Genomic DNA, 18,701 nt, shown 5'->3' on the forward strand with positions numbered 1-18,701 from the left:
GAATAGAACCTAGTGATACTAGTAGAACATATGCCATAAACCATTATAAGGTACCAACAATTGACAGTACTATAGAAAAATATAAATCAGATGAAAAATTTGAGTTAATTATTGCAACTCATGTTTTAGAACATTTATATAACCCTAAAATAGTTCTCGAGAAAATATCAAAAAACTTAACTGAAGATGGATATTTATTAATTGAAGTTCCATTGTGGGAAAAAGAATATTTGCAACCCATAGGGGTTTTAAGTTTCGAACATTTAAACTACTTTTGTGAAAAATCATTGACATCAATAGTTGAAACAAGTGGATACCAAATATTACACTTATCGAAAAATTATAATATAAACCAGTATCCAGTTATAACAATAGTTGCAAAAAAAATAGAAGTGCAAAAAAAACAATTAGTTCTAATTATAAAAAGAATAAGGAAATACTTATTTCTTATATTGAGAGAGAGAAGATTTTCTGGAAAAATATAGAAGAAAAAATATTAGGAAAAATAAAAAGACAAAATAAATCATATATATACTGTGGCGGAGTGCATACATCACAGCTTTTATCAATGACAAATATTAAAAATATTATCGATATATTGATGATTTTCGATGGAAGTCCCACCAAGCAAGGAAAAAAATTGATGGAATTGAAATAATCCCACCTCAATCTATATTAGGACTAGAAGAAAATTCTAATATCATTATTTCGTCTAGAGCATCTGAAACAGAGATCATGGAATATATTTTGGACATAAGGAATGATCTAAACATAATTCAAATCTATAATTGAAATGAGGATGTATAATGAATTTTCTTATAATCGGTGGTTATGACACTAAAAATTTAGGTGATTATGCATCATTCTTGGCCTTAAAAAAGATTTTTAGTGAAGAAAACCCAAATTTTATTGTACTTAGTCGCCATCCAAATGATAATTTTTCAAAGGAATTTGATGTAACTTGTATAAGAAATCTAGATCACCAAACAAAAGAACAATCCCATGGTAGAATTTTTAATGGCTTTAACAGCAATGACAATAACGATCACTTAAAAAAATTTATGATGAAATATCAAAATGTGATGTTGTAATTATAGGGAATGGGAGACTATTTGTCGATATATCACTCGACTTTATGAAGGGTCCACTATCTTACTTCTCTATCATTGTTATTTTAGCAAAATTCATGGGAAAACCAATAGTATTAAGTTCCATTTCATTAGTTCACCCAGAAACCGATTTAGGCAAAAAACACTTAAAATTCATATTGAATAATTCCAATGCTGTTTTAGTCAGAGAGAATTATTCTTCTAGTGTTGCAAAATCATATATTGACAATCCTAAAAAAATAATAACATTACCAGATATTGCCTTTGCATTAACTAAAAATGAAAGTAACGAATCATCTATATATATAGAAAAAAATAAAAAGTATGTGGGTGTGAATTTCAGGGGGTTGATTTCACAAAAAATACGAACGAAGATGAAATAATTGTGAATGCAAAAAAAATAGAATCACTAATAGATAATTATGACATGGATGTTTTATTTATTAGCCAATGTAACTATGACGTAGATAGTAAAATAACTGACGACAGAGTGATAAATAAAAGAGTATTCGAACAATTAGGAAGAAATTATAAAAAGCGATGTGTATTAATAGAAGATGAATTAACTCTAAAAGAGACATTATCTATATATAGAAATATTGAACACTTATTTACATATAGACGACACGGTTTCATATTAGCTTTAACCCAAGGAACTACAGCTTCATTAATATGCCAAGAAATTAATACTACAATAGTTAAAGAAACTGTAAATTTAGATTCATTATATTTAGGAAAACATAGTGATTTTAACATTCCAAAAATAGACATAACTAAAGTCCATGCACTGCTAGAAGAAAAAATGCACAGTGCATTCAATATAAAAATATCATTAAAGATATTGTATGTGACTACTCAATGTAAAATAATTAATGAAATAGTATTTCTAATTTTTAAAAGTAACTTATTTCACCAAATCATGGAATTGTTAGATGCGATATTTGTTAATTATCGGAGCAGGGTACGAAGCCTGTGAAGGCATCAAAATCGCCAAAAGTATGGGCTTAGGGCTGATTATTGCTGATGGCAATCCATCTGCGCCAGGATTTGCTTGGGCAAACCATGTCATTGTTGCCAGCACCTATGATGGCGAGGCTATCGCCAATCAAGCAATGACGTTGAAAGCTACAGGCATAACTATTGATGGTGTAATAGCCATGTGCGCCGATGTCCCGATGAGTGTTGCCATTGTTGCTAAGGCGCTACAACTGCCAGGTTTAAGCTTAGAATCTGCACATTGGGTGGCGGATAAATTGGCGATGAAAGATCGTCTGAAAGCGATGAATATCCCTATTCCGGCCTATTGTGCCGTACCCGAAAAATCTGACATTGAAAAATGTGCCAGCCTTATTGGGTTACCACTGGTTATCAAGCCAGTAGACAGCCGAGGTGCCCGCGGTGTGCAGTATATTGATAGTATTGAACAATTACCACAGGCATGGGAACTAGCTGCCAGAGAATCGCCCACTGGGCGGGTGATGATGGAGGAATATTTACCGGGTCCACAATTTAGCACTGAAACATTAGCAGATTGTGGCAACTACTTTACGCTGGGTTTTTCCGACCGAAACTATGAGTGGCTAGAAAAACCAAACCGTTCATGATTGAAAATGGCGGCGATAGCCCTACTTCGCAGACCATAGAAGTGAAACAACAAGTTATCACAACGGTCGAGCGCGCAGCAAAAGCGTTAGGCATTGCAACCGGCGTAGCAAAAGGTGACATGGTATTTTCTAATGGGCAGGCCAAAGTCATTGAAATTGCGGGGCGTTTATCAGGGGGTACTTTTCAACTACGCAAATTCCATTGGCAACGGGTGTTAACTTCATTGAAAAAGCAATTAAACTAGCACTAGGAGAACATTTATCCAAACAAGAGGTCAGTGCCCAATATGAAAAAGGGGTGGCAATTCGCTATCTGGATCTTCCTCCTGGGAAAATCAGCGCAATTGAACATCTGGATAAAGCAAAGGCTTTAGTCGGCGTTGAACTGTTATCACTGTTTATTCAACCTGGCGATATCATAAAACCGCTAGTAAACCATACTCAACGTGCTGGTTTTGTCATCAGCTGTGCCGCGACAAAAGAGGATGCGATAGCCGTCGCCAACACATCACTAGCACAATTAAAAATCTGCTACGAGTCATAACTAACTCATGCGACTTTATACTGTTTTTCATCTGAATCTGGCATTTTCATCAATCGATGAGCAAAATCATGCCGATGTGGTGAACTGTTGTTATGAGCCAATTCTGCAACTAGCAAAATCTGGCTACCCCATCGGTATTGAAGCAACCGTTTATACCTTAGAAGCCATAGCGAAAGTCGCACCACAATGGCTAGAAGATCTCTCAACGCTTATTAAACAAGGCTGCTGCGAACTTATTGCCAGTGGTGATAGCCAAATTATCGGACCGTTGGTTCCCGCAGATGTCAATCGACATAACCTGAGATTAGGTCAGCAGGGTTATCAAGCGCTAATCGGTACCACACCCACTATTGCCTATATTAATGAACAAGCAGTGTCAGAGAGCTTACTGGATATCTACCTTGATGCCGGATTTGATGCTGTAATCGTCGAGTGGGATAACCCTTTTTCTCATAATGAGCATTGGGATCACCAGGCACTTAATCGCCCTGCAACGCTGGCAACGGCGTCGGGCCGCTGCATAAAAGTGATCTGGAATCATGCGATTGGCTTTCAAAAATTTCAGCGTTATGTGCATGGGGAGCTAGTGCTACAAGACTATCTACAGTACCTGCAAAAAATTACCAATGCCGGTATTGAAGTTTTCCCAGTTTATGGCAGTGATGCCGAAGTGTTTGATTATCGCCCGGGACGTTATGGCACTGAAGCAGAAAAAATTAACGGCGAATGGCAACGAATCGCGATGCTGTTTAAGCAGGCGCTAAGCCAAGGACACAAATGGTTGCTACCTAGTGAAACCTTAACGCTATGGCAAGACGGCGAGAAACTGAAACTCGCAACAGCAGCTCATCCTGTCGCTGTAAAAAAGCAGGCAAAATACAACATCACGCGTTGGGGGCTGAGTGGCCGTAATGATGTACTGCTCAATAGTCTTTGTTACCGAGATTACCAGCAACTAATAGTCAATAACACAACAACTGATGAAGACTGGCGTAGCTTATGTCGCCTATGGGCCAGTGATTTACGTACCCATCTGACGCCTACCCGCTATCAAAAACTAGCACTTGTGGCGCCGAATAAACCGTGCCCCCAATGGCAAATTTATAACCACCAACGCCATGACTGGCATATCAGCTATGATGAAGAACGGCGGCGATTATTGGTAAAAACAGCAGAGGTGCATCTGAAACTCAATGCTAACCGCGGATTGGCCGTCGAATTACTCGCGTTTGACTCACAACAATTTGTACCGATTGTTGGTACGCTTTCCCATGGTTTTTTTGACCACATCAGTTATGGTGCAGATTTCTATACCAACCACATGGTAATAGAGCGCTTTACTCATCGAGACAGGGTGACTGATCTAGAGCGGGTATCCTACCAGCTATGGCAGGAGGGAGACGCACTTATTATCAGCACAGAACTATCCTTAAAAATTGGTAAAGTCATTAAGTATTTCCGACTCAATGGCGAATCGGTCACCTGCGGATTTCTGTTTGAGCAACACCTACGGCCTGAAGCATCAATAAGATTAGGATTTATCACCCTACTTAACTGCCATGGCCGCTGTTGGTATGAAACCCATCTTGGGGGGATACTGCCGAACATTTTCATGCCGACAGTGATTTTGACCATGGGACACCGGTTTCATCCATCGTCTCTGCCAATTGTGCGCTTGGGGCAACTACTGGGGAAGTACGCTTTGGAGTTAATAGTAATGGGATTAAATTAACTTGGGATCCCGCCAATGGTGCGGCACTGCCGATGCTTTCCTGTAAAAAAATTAATGATACTTATCTCAACCGCTTATGGTTTTCGCTAGCTGAAGCTGACGAGACATTGAAAGCAGGTGGCTATCTGCCTGATTTCAGTTTCCAGATCGAGCCTTGCTCATTGCCCGAGGAATCTTTATGAACATTCTTGCAGTAGTAGGCGCTCGATTAAATTCCAGTCGGCTACCGGGGAAGCATCTGCTATCGCTGGCAGGCCAGCCGATGATCCACCATATTTTTCAGCGACTACAACAATGTCAGCAGATAAATACTAGGGTACTGGCAACCACCGCTGATGCATTCAACCAGCCGTTAGTGGATTGGGCCCATAGCCACGCCGTAGAGGTGATGGCATATAGCGGCAATGTGGATGATCTGGTAGGCCGTATCGACACTGTGGTGCAACAATATAACGCTGATTATATTGTCTACATCTGCGGAGACTGCCCACTTATTGAACCAGCCTTTATCGATCATGCACTAACGCAACTTATCGCCCATCCGCAAAAGGACAGCATCAAGCTTACCCCAGGAACGGAGACCATCCATGAAGGTATTGCAGTATACAGCCATCATGGTTGGCAAAAATTAGTGGCGATCAGCACATCGGATTTGGCTCGTGAACATGTGGGCTATGGCAATAAACTCACGCCAGTGCTGGATGCCTTAGAAATTGGGGATTGCGCCGATTTCAGCAAAATAAAACATAGAATTTCTGTAGATACTGATGCCGATTACCGCTTTATGAGTGAAATATACCGCCGCTGGTATCAACATCATGGCGAGTCAACTATCGTCAGTCTCAGTTGGGTTCAGCAGCAATTACTCATGGATCCGCAGTTACGGCAAATAAATGCGCATGTACACCAGAAATTGCCGAATGTAAAGTACCGTAAAGCCGTAATACTTTGTCAGGTTGGTGCTGATGTGGGTATGGGGCATTTACGTCGAAGTGTACTATTGGCAAATGCCTTGATGGAGCAGCTTTCTATCGGAGTGCAACTGCATATCATTGGTGAATCCAGAGCACTACCGTGGCTACAAGCGAACCTGGCAAAATGGCATACCGATATAACCGAAGCACTCACTGTACTTAAAGAACTCAACGCTGATCTATGGATCGTCGATTTACATCCAGCGTTTGTGCCACAGCAACAGCTGATCGATTTTTGTTGCACAGCAAAGGCAAACCAGCAAAGAATCATTGCGATAGACAAATGTGACTTTTTACTGCCACACATAGATCTACTATTTGTACCTTCATTTTTTTGCGAACTTGAACACCCCAATTTGAGTTTTGGCTGGGAGAACTATCTTTTCACACCACAAACCGCAACCAAGAAAAATCAACTATTGGTACTTACAGGCGGTAGTGATGCGCTCAAATATGGTGCATGGTTAGCCGAGACCATCGATGCCTGCGTACCGGCAGATATCGAGCGCATTTGGATCCAAGGACCTTATGCGGAAGCGCCACAATTACCTGAAAGTTCCCATTGGAAAAAACTTCAAAATCCTGCAAACCTACCGACATTAGTTGCAGAGTCTGCAACCATTATCAGTTGCTATGGGTTATCTTTATTTGAGGCTATCGCATCTAAAGCGCTCACCATATTACTGCCAGCGAAACAATTGACCAGCAGTAATGAATTACGGTTTTTAAAACAGCTTCAATGCTGTTTTATTTGTGAGCATGAGCAAGATATAGCACCAATCTTACGGCAAGTGTTTAATGCCAAAGATACAGATACTAAACAACAAATACTCGATAATGCAGCGGCACTAACTGCAAACATTGATGGGGTAAATATTTTCTGCAAGAAGATCCAAGCTATGTTTAATGGTTCATAACAAGTATTAAATTGTGGCATAGATAAAGTTCTTATCGCCTTTATTTACTGACAGGCTATGAATATTTATACGTTAGCAAATATCATTAAGGTGGTAATAACTAGTTGTCTGATAACAAAGCAGAAAGGTTATTACAAATAAAATCAATATTGTCGTCTTTTAGTCCAGGGAAAAGTGGTAAAGTCAAAATCTCACTATAAAACTGCTCCGCATTAGGATAATCACCGATCTTAAATCCCAATGATTGATAGTAGGGTTGTAAATGCACCGGGAAATAATGCACATGCACCTGAATATCGAGCTGGCGCATGTTATCAAACACAGCTTTACGTTTTTCTGAAGGCAAACGGACAATATACAAATGTCGCGCGCTGTAACTATCATTTAGCGGACTAACAATAGCTAAAGGGAGAGCATGCAACTGCTGCTGATAGCGCTCAGCCAATTGATTACGACACTTAACAAACTCATCTAAACGCTGCATCTGCGAGCAACCTAATGCTGCCTGCAGCTCTGTCATGCGGTAGTTAAACCCTAATAACTGCTGCTCATAATACCAATCGCCTTCATCTGGACGAGTTAACAGTGCTTTGTCGCGTACCACACCGTGTGCCCTCAAAAGTGCCATTTTTTCAGCAAGTGCAGCATCCTTAGTTGTCGCCATACCACCTTCTGCCGTGGTGATAATCTTCACTGGATGAAAACTAAAAACAGTAATATCTGAATAGCGACAACAGCCTAATTTGCTGCCACCGTAGCTCCCACCAATACCATGTGATGCGTCCTCAATCACCTTTACCCCATAGGCATAGGCCAACTCGGCAATACGCTGCATATCGCAGCTATGACCAGCCAAATGCACCGGAATAATCACTTTGGGCAAACACCCCTGTTGTTTGGCATACGCTAGTTTTTCAGCCAGAGAATTCGGACTCATATTGCCAGTTGCGGGGTCAACATCAACGAAATCAACCGTAGCGCCGCAATATAGTGCACAATTGGCAGATGCTAGAAACGTAATAGGTGATGTCCACACGCAATCATTTGGGCCGACCCCCAGAGCCAGACAGGCAATATGTAATGCCGCAGTTGCGTTACTCACAGCTACCGCATATTCAACCCCGGTGTAATTGCAAACGGCTCGCTCAAAAGCAGGGACTTTGGGTCCCTGAGTGAGATAATCAGATTTCAGCACTTCGACAACGGCATCAATGTCGGTTTGATTGATCGCCTGCCTTCCATAAGGGATCATGCGCTTTCTTCCATTGACAGGATCTCATCCACATTAAGGAAATGGGGATTGCTACCAGAGTTATATTCAAATCCTAAATCGACCTGTTGGCCGATTTCATTAAGGGAGTTATGACAAAAATCGTTGTCACGGCCAAAGAACTTGATACTCGGGGTAATGACAAAGTGATCGTCAAACTCCAGTGTATGATGAGAATCATCTGCCGGGCACATTACTTCATGCAGTTTTTCTCCCGGCCGGATCCCAATAATTTCTGGAGTTAACCCTGGACCATAAGCCTCGGCCAAATCAGTAATGCGCACAGAAGGGATCTTGGGCACGAAGATTTCACCACCCTGCATCCGTTCAAAATTCTTCAATACAAAGTCAACGCCTTGTTGCAGCGTGATCCAAAAACGGGTCATATCCGCATGGGTGATGGGCAATGACGCAGCACCTTCAGCAACGAGCTTTTTAAAGAAGGGCACAACAGAGCCCCGCGACCCCACCACGTTACCGTAGCGTACGGCAGCGAAACGTGTTGCACCACTGCCGACAACATTATTAGCGGCAATAAACAGCTTGTCAGATGCTAGCTTGGTCGCACCATAGAGATTGATTGGATTGGCTGCTTTATCGGTTGATAAGGCAATGACCTTTTTACCTTATTGGCAATGGCGGCGGCGATGACATTCTCGGCGCCATGAATGTTAGTTTTAATACACTCCATCGGGTTATATTCTGCCGCTGGAACCTGCTTCATCGCCGCAGCGTGAATGACATAATCAACACCATTCATGGCCTGTGTTAAACGATCACGGTCGCGGACATCCCCGATAAAATAACGCATACATGGAGCATTAAACTCTTGTTGCATCTCGTATTGTTTTAACTCATCACGGGAAAAAATAATCAATCGTTTTGGCTTATATCGCTCGAGCAAGGTTTTTGTATATTTTTTCCGAAAGAGCCGGTTCCACCGGTAATTAGGATTGTTTGATTATTGAACATTTTTTATCCTTATCCCAAATGAGTTTTCACCAATGGACACACGATACACAGTCGCCATTAACACATTGTTGATATGTATATGATACAAGTTTTACGCCAAACTACAGCTCACAACTAACTTAAAGGTATTCTAAGCTAGAAAATACATGATAACATCATGATTATAAATAAAAATACAAACTTCATATCAACTATTAGCAAAAGACATAATTGGCACGTATATTGACTACAGGTTTTGCCTATAAAACAGCTCTTTTTCTGTCAAATTTTTGACCATTGCGACGATATTCAGGAAAGTTCATGGAATCTATCACTTCTGCAGTATTAGCAACGTTTAGTATCAGTCCTTTCGGCGAAACCTACTTACCAGCAATCAACGGCAGGCAATTTGAAAAGGCGGATTCACAGACCATTTATAATGAAAAATATTCTGATCTATTTAAATATGAAGAGATGCTGCATATCTTCATTGGCATGGACTCAGGGTTGTTAACCAACTATATCCTTGAACATGAACATACTCCTGGCAGCTATTTTATTTTTGTAGAGCTTCCAGAGATTCTACAACTACTGAATATTGAATTAGACAAACAAACACAACAAAAAATTAAGATTTGTGATGAATCTCAGTTAGAAGATATTTTAGAAGATGAAGGATGTACTGTCTGTATCGCTAAAAAACGCTACATGTTCCACCTCTCATTAGCTGCTGCTAATCAATCTATTATTGAATACAGCTTACTCTATAAAAACATCCAAGCACTATTAACAAAAACACAATTTGAACTAAATCAGGCTAATGAGCAAAAAATTTTTGTCAATAAGCAACTGCAAAATATTACTGAAAATCGTTTTCCTATTTCATTGCTAAAAAATCAGCTAAAACATCATATGGCAGTAGTGCTAGGTGGTGGTCCATCACTCGATGAACACTTAAATTGGATCAAAAAAATCAAGACTTTTTACTGATCATCGCAGTATCACGAGTGGCGGGAAAGCTAATAGCAGCAGGCATTAATCCAGACTTTGTGATAACCGTAGATCCTAAAGATGTGAGTTTCGATGTCAGTCGTCAGGTAATACAATATTCTGACAAGCTATTATTAGTAAATGCCTATCATGCTACTAATACTATTATTGGCCAATGGCAAGGCCCTAAGCTTTATATGGGGGTAGATTTCCTTGGCAAGATAATATGCCTAATTTGCCTGTTGCAGCGCCTACTGTAACTAACAGCGCCATAGCCCTTGCCGCATATATTGGTTGTAAGCAAATTTTATTGAGCGGGGTGGATTTATGTCATAGCCGCTCAGGTTTAAGTCATACAAAGGGCACAGACGAAGCAACCTTAGGCCCAAGCCTTGGGCAACCCTTAGAATGGACTGAGACCTATAAAGGTGAACTAGTTGAATCACCATCACAATTATTACAAGCTGCACAACAAATAGCGGAGCAAGCGTCAATACTCAGTAAAAAACAGATAGAAGTCTTTAATCTATCAGAGAATGCAGCAAAAATTGCGTCAGTAACCCATCGAGCTCCAGAGGATATGCGACTACCTCAATCCCGAAAAATGGCAGTCATGTCGATGGTTATGTCTTTAACCGAAAACCAAGAGAGTCAATGCAGTTATTTACAAGATCTACAATACTGTTTTAACGAAGTGAAAACCACTCAACAAGCACTGTCAGCTATTGAAAAATTAACATATAAAGCAAAAATCCAATGTGAACAAGCAGTAAAGCATGAAGCATTAGATGCAAAGTTATCATCTCTGTTAGAAAAAACAGAATCAAAATTAAATAAAAAATACCTTTCACTAACAAACCTAATTAAAGGGTATGGATTTTATGAGTTTTCTTTTTCTTAACAAGTCGCCAAGAGGATGAGTGGGATGAGAAACAAATTTTATTAATGAATAGCAGTTACTACCAGGCTTATTACGCTATTGCTCACAACTTACGGCTATTACTCGATGAAACGCTATCCCGCATTAGTAGCAGGCTATCTGAGTTGAATAAAGCAACATCATTTGCCGAATTGGCAAAACAATGGCGTAAGGATATGACCCCAGGAAGAGTTATCATCAGAGAACAACTGATCAATGATAACTGTCCTATTACATTACGTAATGAATTACTAGCAGAATATCAACAACAACAGCATCATACATATCTTGCACCAGAAGCTCCCGACGCTCTTTATTACAAAATTTTTAGTAAAATAATATTTCTTCAACAAAAACATCATTACGAGGGACTAGACTATTTAGCGCGCAACCTAGCTTTATTAGTGGATAAAAATGAGCAATATAAACAACTATATTCTTTAGCTCTAGCCTATAAATTAGAAATCGAAAACAAGCCAGAAGAAGCTTTGCAGTCATTGCTCACTACGCCTGAAGAGCAACGTTCACAAATTGAACTAAAATATATTTCTCAACTTGCACTTAAGACTAATAATTTACCGCTTACAGAGAACACTTTATGCCTTTTACAGTCAAAAAATGATCAATTTAAACCCGCTTACGCACAGGTTTTAAAAATTCAGGGGAAGAACCAACAAGCGCTCAATACTTATCTGGATTATGTTGAGAAATATCCAAAAGATATACTGACATTATTAAAACTGGCCGAATTTCTGGTGCACATAGCACAACACCAAGCAGCTATTTCGGTATACACACAAGTATTGGAGCTAGCACCAGATAACATACCAGCCCGGGTCGCATTGCAATCACTGATATAAGGAACTAACGATCAAGTCAGGGCGTTGAGACGACTTTATTTGCCCAAAGTGAACTAGGAAACCAAAGCGTGGGCTGGTTCTTCTTGACCTGAACCACAACATGCGCCTTTTTCTCACTGATTTTTTCCAGCGTTTCACGCTGACAATGCAAGGCAACTAGGGTAATCACTTCACCATTGAGATTCAGTACATCAAGCATCTGACGAACGGAACTGATTTCACCGTTCTTGTTTTCTGTTGGCTGCTGGCTAAGGACCAGTCCGTTTTCAGTATTGTAGGCAGTGACTAGTTGCAACGCGGTCTTTGAATCATGGCGGTAAGCGCCTCTGAGCACCTTGCCATCAAAGGCAATGATGGACTTGCCTGTATTTGTCCGCTGCTCATTTACCCAGTTCAGCAGCGCTTCAAGCAGTGACTCTACAACCACAGTGCGCAAGATGCGAGCAATGGTGTGCCGTTGAGGAATACCATGATTAAATGGGCGGAATTTTTGTAGCCAGAGAAGTTTACTACCACCATAGGTTTCAATGTCTTACCAACCTTCAGCACCCGACATAATAGCGATTAAGACAAGGAACATGACGTCCACAAGATTATGCTTTTGGTTGATGTCAGAGCGGGTTTCTCCAACAACCGTCAAGTGTTCGAGTAAGTTCATCAGAGCTGCTACTTGATTAAATGGGCTGCTATTAGATCACAGCAAAGTGCTACACCCAACACTGGCTAAGAAGTACGATCCCGCCCTGAGGTTTTGACACGGTTGATGGGTGAGTTGATGGACTATGCTGATCAGATCAGCTGCTATAGCTTGAGTTCAACCGATTTAGGAAACAAAGCCGTTTTCATAAAGAATCTCCTGCACATATGGTACGAGAAAATTCTACTTTGAAGACAGTTAATTTAAGGGGGATTACCGTGGCGATTCAATTAACTTTGTCTCATTAGTTTTTATAGCGGCACTTGTTGCTAAAATGATAATAATATGTAACAATTTGTGAAATGGCATTTTTTGTAAACCAATGAATTTGCATTAGTATTTTTCGTGGTAGAAATTTGGCGTTCATGAATATTAAATTTTTCTCTTTATTGATTTCGAAAATGAAGTTTTTTGTTGACACGTGTTGCTGGCCCGTGTTTTATTTGCAGATACAGATGTTGAAGCACATCAAAAAATTATTTTTAGTAGTGTGATATCCCATATATCAAATTGAATTGATATGATGTTGAGTACAAGGATGTGGTATGTCTAGTTTATTCAGAAAACAGACCATTGAGGCACAAAAGCAAAAGCTACATGGTGATGTGTCGCTGGCACAGCCCCTGTCTATTTACAATTCTGCGTTTATTATTTTTATCGTCGTTACGGCTATAGCTGTATTTCTCTCTTGTTCTCATTACGCCAGAAAGGAAACCGTTCGAGGGTATTTAGTTCCCAATAAAGGGCTTATTGAAACATTCGCCAATCGTAGCGGTAACGTTGAGAAACTACACGTGTCAGAGGGCACACTAGTTCAAAAAGGTGATCCTTTAGTGACTATCATTCTCAGACGAAGTATGACTTCCGGCGAAGAACTCAGTGAATCTTTAATTGGCGAACTGAAACAACAGTTAGACTTGCTCGAAGTTGAACGAGTAGTAAACCAAAGAATGTTGGGAGATGAGTCTGCTAGGTTAAGAACAGCGATATCAGATAATCAAAGTTCACTCTCTGTCATTAATAATCTGGAAAAATTGCTTTTTGAAAAATTGTCGATTCAACAATCTCAGCAAAATCAGCATAAGAAGTTATATCAGGACGGTTTTCTTTCTAAACTCGACTATCAGTCTCAGCAAGAGAAGATTATCAATATTCGACAAGAAATTGAAAACACTAAATCTAACAGAGTAATCGTTTCTAGTCAATTAAATGCGTCACAAGCTGAGCTTAAGCTTTTACCCCATCAGTATGCATTAAAAGAGAGTGAGCTTAAAAGACGTCGCTCAGACCTTCAACGTCAAATCGATGAAACTGAGAATAATTATCGCTATGTTATCCGCGCTGTAGAAGCGGGAACGGTTGCCGCAATACAAATTGTTGAAGGAGAGTTTATTGCGACAAATCGCCCGTTAATGAGCCTTATCCCTCAAGGTGCAGAACTGGTCGCAGAGTTACTATTACCTACTCGTAGTGCAGGCTTTATTAGAGAAGGGGATGAGGCAAGATTACGCTTTGATGCTTTTCCCTATCAGCGGTTTGGGTTCCTTGAAAGTCATATCTCCCGCATTGATAAGGCATTATTGCTTGATGGTGAAGCCAGAGTGCCGGTTAACTTGTCAGAACCAGTTTACCGTATTCGCACTCAGTTATCTAAGCAGGATATGCTGGCTTATGGAGAAGCTTTTCCTCTAAGAAGTGGCATGTTGCTTGAAGCTGACATTGTGCTCGATAGGCGGAGCTTACTTGATTGGCTACTCGACCCTATATACAGTCTGAAAGGGAGGGTCGGCTAATGAATGCCTCTACAGATATGACTAGTGAGTTTCCCCCAATTGAACTGTTGGAATTTTCAGGCAAGAAACGCGTACCGCTTATATTGCAGGCGGAAATGGCTGAATGTGGTTTAGCTTGTATCGCCATGGTTGCTAGCTTTTATGGGCACAAGCTTGATATGTCCGGATTAAGGAAGCGTTTTAGTGCAAATTTAAAGGGGATGAATCTGCAGCAGATGATTGGCCTCAGTGACAGCATAGGACTTGCGAGCCGTGCGCTGAAGTGCCCGATAGAAGAAGTTGGTAAGCTCACATTCCCTTGTGTGCTGCATTGGGATATGAATCACTTTGTGGTGTTGACCGGAGTGACTAAGTCCGGGGTGAGCATTAATGACCCGGCGTTGGGGAAGAAGACGTTTACTTTTAAAGAGTTTGCCGAGCATTTCACTGGTATCGCACTAGAGTTGACCCCCACCAAAGGATTTGAGCAGGTTGATGAACGCCAGCAGATGCGCTTATCGCAGCTCTGGAGCAAGATGACAGGGTTAGGTCAAGCTTTAACTACACTTTTCGTGTTGTCATTATTGCTGCAAGTCTTTGCGCTAGTCACTCCTTACTACATGCAGTGGGTAGTCGATGAGGTCCTCATTAGCCAAGATAGACCACTACTCATAGTGCTGGCAGCAGGCTTTGGATTGCTTGTGGCTATCAACGTAATAACCTCTAGCGTACGTAGTTGGTTGGTTTTGCGTGTATCGAGCCTGCTCAATATGCAGATGGGTGTCAATTTATTGCGTCACCTGCTTAGGTTACCCATGAGTTATTTTGAAAAGCGCCATGTTGGTGACTTGGTTTCGCGGTTTAGCTCACTTGCCCAGGTGCGAGAGCGTTTAACTACTGGGTTAGTCGAAACGGTTGTTGATGGCGTCATGTCAATAGCCGTACTAGTGATGATGTTGATTTATAGCGTCAAGTTGACATTAGTTGTTGTTGCAGCAATTACACTTTACACTCTATTGAGGTTTGCGCTTTATCGGCCGCTGCACCGAGCAACTGAAGAGTCCATTCAGTCGAGCGCCAAAGAGCAAACAAATTTCTTAGAGAACATTCGCTGCATACAAACCATTAAACTGTTTACCTGCGAACCTCAGCGTCAAAGTTTATGGCAAAACCGTTACAGCGAAGTGATTAATGCAGATATCCGTCTAGGCAAGCTCAAAATCAGCTTTGACGCCATGAACAAGTTGCTGTTTGGTGTAGAGAACATCATTGTGGTTTACCTTGCGGCGACAATTGTGATGAGCGGTGGTTTAACAATCGGTATGGTGCTGGCATTTATCGCATACAAGAATCAGCTAACGGAGCGTTTTGCTAGCCTGATTGAGCAGCTTATTTTGTTTCGTATGTTGCGTTTACACCTCGACCGTATCTCTGATATTGCGCTGCACGAACAGGAAGCAAATAGGGAGAGTATCACTTCCATCAACATGGTTACTGGACAGTTAACGCTTGAGCGCGTGAGTTTCCGATATGCACCAAATGAGCCATGTGTCATCAATGATGTGTCTATCACTATCAATGCGAATGAATCCGTTGCCATCGTGGGTGAATCTGGATGTGGCAAGACAACATTAGTAAAGTTAATGTTGGGGCTGTTAATCCCAACGCAGGGGCGAATTTTGCTGGATGGGCAAGATATTACTCAAATTGGTTTAATCGCCTATCGCAAACAGGTTGCTGCGGTCATGCAAGATGATACTCTGCTATCAGGCTCTATCGCCGACAATCTAACCTTCTTCGACCCCGAGCCTAACTATTTGCGTATGCAGCAGTGCGCGCAAATGGCCGCCATTGATACCGACATCAGTAAAATGACAATGGGGTATAACACCTTGGTAGGGGATATGGGCAACCAGTTCTCTGGCGGGCAAGTACAGCGCCTGTTGCTTGCCAGAGCCCTTTATCAAAAACCAAGTTTACTGTTCATGGATGAGGCGACCAGCCATCTTGATGTTAATAACGAAGCAAGGATCAGCGAGCAGATAAAACACCTCGACATGACGCGCATCATCATCGCGCACCGACCGGAAACCATCAAGCAGGCTCAGCGAGTATTGGTAATGCATCGAGGTAAAGTCTACACACAGGATGAGATGGAAAGTTTTATGGGTAACACTCAGAAAGCGCAGTAAAGAAGTGAAAAAAAGAATAGGTAAAAAGGAATTTTAATCAATGAAGTGTGACGCTCAAAACAGCAAAGTATCGCATTGGTTAAAAACAAGGGCGCGGCAACTTTAGCCGGAAACTGCGCCCTTGGTTAGTCGCTTAAGGCCAAATAAACCTAAAAAATTCGTTTGAGCACTTAGGTAAACATAACATTAGAAGTTTAAATTAAGGAAGATATTATGAATACTAAATTCGATAGTAAAAAAATAGAAGAGTTGACAGTTTCTGAGTTACAAAGTGTTACTGGTGGGAGCGGTTGGCTTGGGCATCTAGATAGTTTTTATGACCATCAGGCAGGACTTGAATATGGCTATCAAACTGGTGGAAGTGAATTATTTCCTACTTGTGATCGTATTCAATAAATTTTATTAGTAACAGCCAAAATTCAAAGACCTTTGAACTTTGGCTTAACTGATATGTTTGAATTGCTAAATAAGGAAGTTTTAGTGGCAAAAGTAATAAGTATCAATCTGTTTTTACTTCTTTTTTTGCGTTTAACGTTTTAGTTATAAGGTTTTTTCACCTTCCCGAGTCGTTTTATTCGATAAATTTATATGTTCATCTAGCTCCTGCTTTTTGTTTGTTTTTTTTGGTATTGATTAAGGTTTTTAGAGGGACGGAGTTTGTGGTTTTATTTTTTTCCTTAATTAACTTCTTTTCTTGGCTGGCATTATTTAAATACCAGTCTCCTTTGCTTTTAGGTTATGCGGTTGGACAAGTAACGAGCTCCTCAATGGAGCCGACTTTGAAATTAAAAGATAGTGTGGTTTATAAAACAAGTTGGTTGAACCTGCATCGAAATGACATAATCATAGCTTTGAAGGTGCCTAAGCAAAATGGAGGTGGGTTTATTAATGTTAGTAAAAGAATTGCGGCGATCCCTGGCGATAAGGTGTTTATTTGTGACTATAATGTTTATGTAAATGGTGTCCCTTTTTATAAAGACAGTGACAGGAATGTTGATTGTGTCCATGTGGAAAATATAGCGCTTGAGAGTGATGAGTATTATCTCCTGGGTGAAAATAAATTTGCTAGCTATGACTCTAGGTTTTTTGGCGTTATAAATAGAGAGAGTATCTCGGCTATTGCAATTTATAAAGTCTCAGAGGATTTGACTGTAACTTATTTCTGATATTGATAGCCCTATACCAGCAACCGAATCTGCTATTCGTGGATGAGGCGATCAGTCATCTTGATGTTAATAACGAAGCAAGAATTAGCGAGCAGATAAAACACCTCGACATAATGCACATCATCATTGCGCACCGGCAGGAAACCATCAAGCAGGCTGAGTGAGTATTGCTGACGTACCAAGCAAAGTATACGCACAGGATGAGATGCAATGCATGATGAGCAATGTGTAGTATTGTGCAATAAAGACGTGAAAACAAAGAATAGATAAAAAGGAATTTTAATCGATGAAGTGTGATGCTCAAAACAGCAAAGCATCGAATTGGTTAAAAGCAAGGACGCGTCAACTTTAGCCGGAAACCGCGCCCTTATTCAGTCGCTTAAGGCCCAGTAAACCTAAAAATTCGTTTGAGTACTTAGGCAAATATAATGTTAAACAGTTTAAATTAAGGAAGATTTTATGCAAGAACTTACAATGAGTGAAATTGAGCAAGTTAATGGTGGTATTGCACCATTAGTGATCCTAGGTGCAAAAGCATTTATGGGTGGATTAACTGCAGGCTGTATGATTTTTGGTCTGTATGAAGCTACTAAATAAGGGGATATTATGAAAGAGTTGAATAGCAAGGAGCTTGCTGCTGTAAATGGTGGAGTGGTTCCATTAATCGTAGCGGTAGTCTGTGCCGATTTGGGATTAAATGCAGCATTCGCAGCATGGTATTACGCCAAGACAAAGTAATAAATTTGTTATAATCGTTATATGGTCGAAGTGGAGCAATATTCTACTTCGACCATTGAGGAGTTAATGTGAATAGAGTTTTATTGTTTACAGTGATGGCTGTTAATATGCTCACTTTGTTATATAAGGTGACTGTTGAAATGGATTTTTGGCTTTTGTCCTTACTTTTCATAAATTCTCTGTTTGTGCTGTTTATGGTTAATAATAAGTAAATTTTAATTTGGTGTTATGTTTTATGTTTTTTCTTATATGTAGTGGCTGACAAT

Annotated in this window: 20 protein-coding genes and 2 pseudogenes; 19 read left to right on the plus strand and 3 right to left on the minus strand. The window is 40.5% G+C overall.

The window, feature by feature from the left end; all coding sequences use genetic code 11:
* Window positions 1-2 precede the first annotated feature (2 nt).
* The 9 genes from KHX94_RS21680 to KHX94_RS03355 all read left to right on the plus strand — a co-directional run bounded on the left by KHX94_RS21680 (window position 3) and on the right by KHX94_RS03355 (window position 6,880).
* The gene (locus tag KHX94_RS21680) at window positions 3-485 is read left to right on the plus strand and encodes a class I SAM-dependent methyltransferase (protein WP_425314059.1); all 483 of its coding nucleotides are present in this window, start codon (window positions 3-5) and stop codon (window positions 483-485) included.
* A 321-nt stretch (window positions 486-806) separates the two neighbouring features.
* On the plus strand, window positions 807-1,091 hold the full coding sequence (locus tag KHX94_RS03330) for a hypothetical protein (protein ID WP_213682362.1): 285 nt from the start codon (window positions 807-809) through the stop codon (window positions 1,089-1,091).
* A 29-nt stretch (window positions 1,092-1,120) separates the two neighbouring features.
* Entirely contained in the window at window positions 1,121-1,492 is a 372-nt protein-coding gene (locus KHX94_RS20950) for a polysaccharide pyruvyl transferase family protein (RefSeq protein WP_280529648.1), read from the plus strand.
* Window positions 1,493-1,494: 2 nt separating this feature from the next.
* Window positions 1,495-2,085, plus strand: a complete 591-nt coding sequence (locus KHX94_RS20955) for a polysaccharide pyruvyl transferase family protein (RefSeq protein ID WP_213682363.1) — start codon at window positions 1,495-1,497, stop codon at window positions 2,083-2,085.
* A complete protein-coding gene (locus tag KHX94_RS20130) occupies window positions 2,042-2,713 on the plus strand; it encodes an ATP-grasp domain-containing protein (RefSeq protein WP_244859308.1) in 672 nt (223 codons plus the stop codon). Before KHX94_RS20955 ends, KHX94_RS20130 begins: the two co-directional genes overlap by 44 nt.
* Window positions 2,710-2,958 (plus strand): ATP-grasp domain-containing protein, encoded by a 249-nt coding sequence (locus KHX94_RS20135; RefSeq protein WP_244859309.1) that lies wholly within the window; start codon window positions 2,710-2,712, stop codon window positions 2,956-2,958. The genes KHX94_RS20130 and KHX94_RS20135 overlap by 4 nt, the downstream gene beginning before the upstream one ends.
* Window positions 2,916-3,257 (plus strand): hypothetical protein, encoded by a 342-nt coding sequence (locus tag KHX94_RS20140; RefSeq protein WP_244859310.1) that lies wholly within the window; start codon window positions 2,916-2,918, stop codon window positions 3,255-3,257. Before KHX94_RS20135 ends, KHX94_RS20140 begins: the two co-directional genes overlap by 43 nt.
* Window positions 3,258-3,264: 7 nt before the next feature.
* Window positions 3,265-4,989, plus strand: coding sequence for a glycoside hydrolase (locus KHX94_RS03350; protein ID WP_244859311.1), 1,725 nt, complete (start codon window positions 3,265-3,267; stop codon window positions 4,987-4,989).
* Window positions 4,990-5,167: 178 nt separating this feature from the next.
* Window positions 5,168-6,880: a cytidylyltransferase domain-containing protein gene (locus tag KHX94_RS03355; RefSeq protein ID WP_213682364.1), complete on the plus strand. Its 1,713-nt coding sequence runs from the start codon at window positions 5,168-5,170 to the stop codon at window positions 6,878-6,880.
* 100 nt (window positions 6,881-6,980) lie between these two features.
* Here KHX94_RS03355 and pseC read toward each other — a convergent pair whose 3' ends face one another.
* Window positions 6,981-8,132: a UDP-4-amino-4,6-dideoxy-N-acetyl-beta-L-altrosamine transaminase gene (gene pseC, locus KHX94_RS03360; protein ID WP_213682365.1), complete on the minus strand. Its 1,152-nt coding sequence runs from the start codon at window positions 8,130-8,132 to the stop codon at window positions 6,981-6,983.
* Window positions 8,129-9,122, minus strand: a pseudogene (gene pseB / locus KHX94_RS03365) (UDP-N-acetylglucosamine 4,6-dehydratase (inverting)). The gene pseC and the pseudogene pseB overlap by 4 nt, the downstream one beginning before the upstream one ends.
* Window positions 9,123-9,422: 300 nt before the next feature.
* Here pseB and KHX94_RS03370 point away from each other — a divergent pair.
* From KHX94_RS03370 to KHX94_RS03385, 4 genes are all read left to right on the plus strand, one after another.
* Window positions 9,423-10,091: a motility associated factor glycosyltransferase family protein gene (locus tag KHX94_RS03370; protein ID WP_213682366.1), complete on the plus strand. Its 669-nt coding sequence runs from the start codon at window positions 9,423-9,425 to the stop codon at window positions 10,089-10,091.
* A 17-nt stretch (window positions 10,092-10,108) separates the two neighbouring features.
* Window positions 10,109-10,351: a 6-hydroxymethylpterin diphosphokinase MptE-like protein gene (locus tag KHX94_RS21685; protein ID WP_425314060.1), complete on the plus strand. Its 243-nt coding sequence runs from the start codon at window positions 10,109-10,111 to the stop codon at window positions 10,349-10,351.
* Window positions 10,318-10,992, plus strand: a complete 675-nt coding sequence (locus tag KHX94_RS03380; protein WP_213682368.1) for a hypothetical protein — start codon at window positions 10,318-10,320, stop codon at window positions 10,990-10,992. Before KHX94_RS21685 ends, KHX94_RS03380 begins: the two co-directional genes overlap by 34 nt.
* Before the next feature lie 143 nt (window positions 10,993-11,135).
* A complete protein-coding gene (locus KHX94_RS03385) occupies window positions 11,136-11,870 on the plus strand; it encodes a tetratricopeptide repeat protein (protein WP_213682369.1) in 735 nt (244 codons plus the stop codon).
* A 61-nt stretch (window positions 11,871-11,931) separates the two neighbouring features.
* Here KHX94_RS03385 and KHX94_RS03390 read toward each other — a convergent pair.
* A pseudogene (locus KHX94_RS03390) lies at window positions 11,932-12,528 on the minus strand (ISAs1 family transposase); the annotation flags it as partial.
* 584 nt (window positions 12,529-13,112) lie between these two features.
* Between KHX94_RS03390 and KHX94_RS03395 the strand changes: the two are divergent.
* The 6 genes from KHX94_RS03395 (at window position 13,113) to KHX94_RS03420 (ending at window position 18,435) form a co-directional block, all read left to right on the plus strand.
* On the plus strand, window positions 13,113-14,360 hold the full coding sequence (locus tag KHX94_RS03395; protein ID WP_213682370.1) for an HlyD family secretion protein: 1,248 nt from the start codon (window positions 13,113-13,115) through the stop codon (window positions 14,358-14,360).
* On the plus strand, window positions 14,360-16,531 hold the full coding sequence (locus KHX94_RS03400) for a peptidase domain-containing ABC transporter (protein ID WP_244859312.1): 2,172 nt from the start codon (window positions 14,360-14,362) through the stop codon (window positions 16,529-16,531). The genes KHX94_RS03395 and KHX94_RS03400 overlap by 1 nt, the downstream gene beginning before the upstream one ends.
* Window positions 16,532-16,744: 213 nt before the next feature.
* On the plus strand, window positions 16,745-16,927 hold the full coding sequence (locus tag KHX94_RS03405) for a bacteriocin (protein WP_213682371.1): 183 nt from the start codon (window positions 16,745-16,747) through the stop codon (window positions 16,925-16,927).
* Window positions 16,928-17,190: 263 nt separating this feature from the next.
* On the plus strand, window positions 17,191-17,697 hold the full coding sequence (lepB, locus tag KHX94_RS03410) for a signal peptidase I (protein WP_213682372.1): 507 nt from the start codon (window positions 17,191-17,193) through the stop codon (window positions 17,695-17,697).
* Window positions 17,698-18,156: 459 nt separating this feature from the next.
* Window positions 18,157-18,294 (plus strand): class IIb bacteriocin, lactobin A/cerein 7B family, encoded by a 138-nt coding sequence (locus KHX94_RS03415; protein WP_213682373.1) that lies wholly within the window; start codon window positions 18,157-18,159, stop codon window positions 18,292-18,294.
* 9 nt (window positions 18,295-18,303) lie between these two features.
* The gene (locus tag KHX94_RS03420; protein ID WP_213682374.1) at window positions 18,304-18,435 is read left to right on the plus strand and encodes a class IIb bacteriocin, lactobin A/cerein 7B family; all 132 of its coding nucleotides are present in this window, start codon (window positions 18,304-18,306) and stop codon (window positions 18,433-18,435) included.
* Window positions 18,436-18,701 lie beyond the last annotated feature (266 nt).

Source organism: Shewanella dokdonensis (assembly GCF_018394335.1).
GTDB lineage: Bacteria > Pseudomonadota > Gammaproteobacteria > Enterobacterales > Shewanellaceae > Shewanella > Shewanella dokdonensis.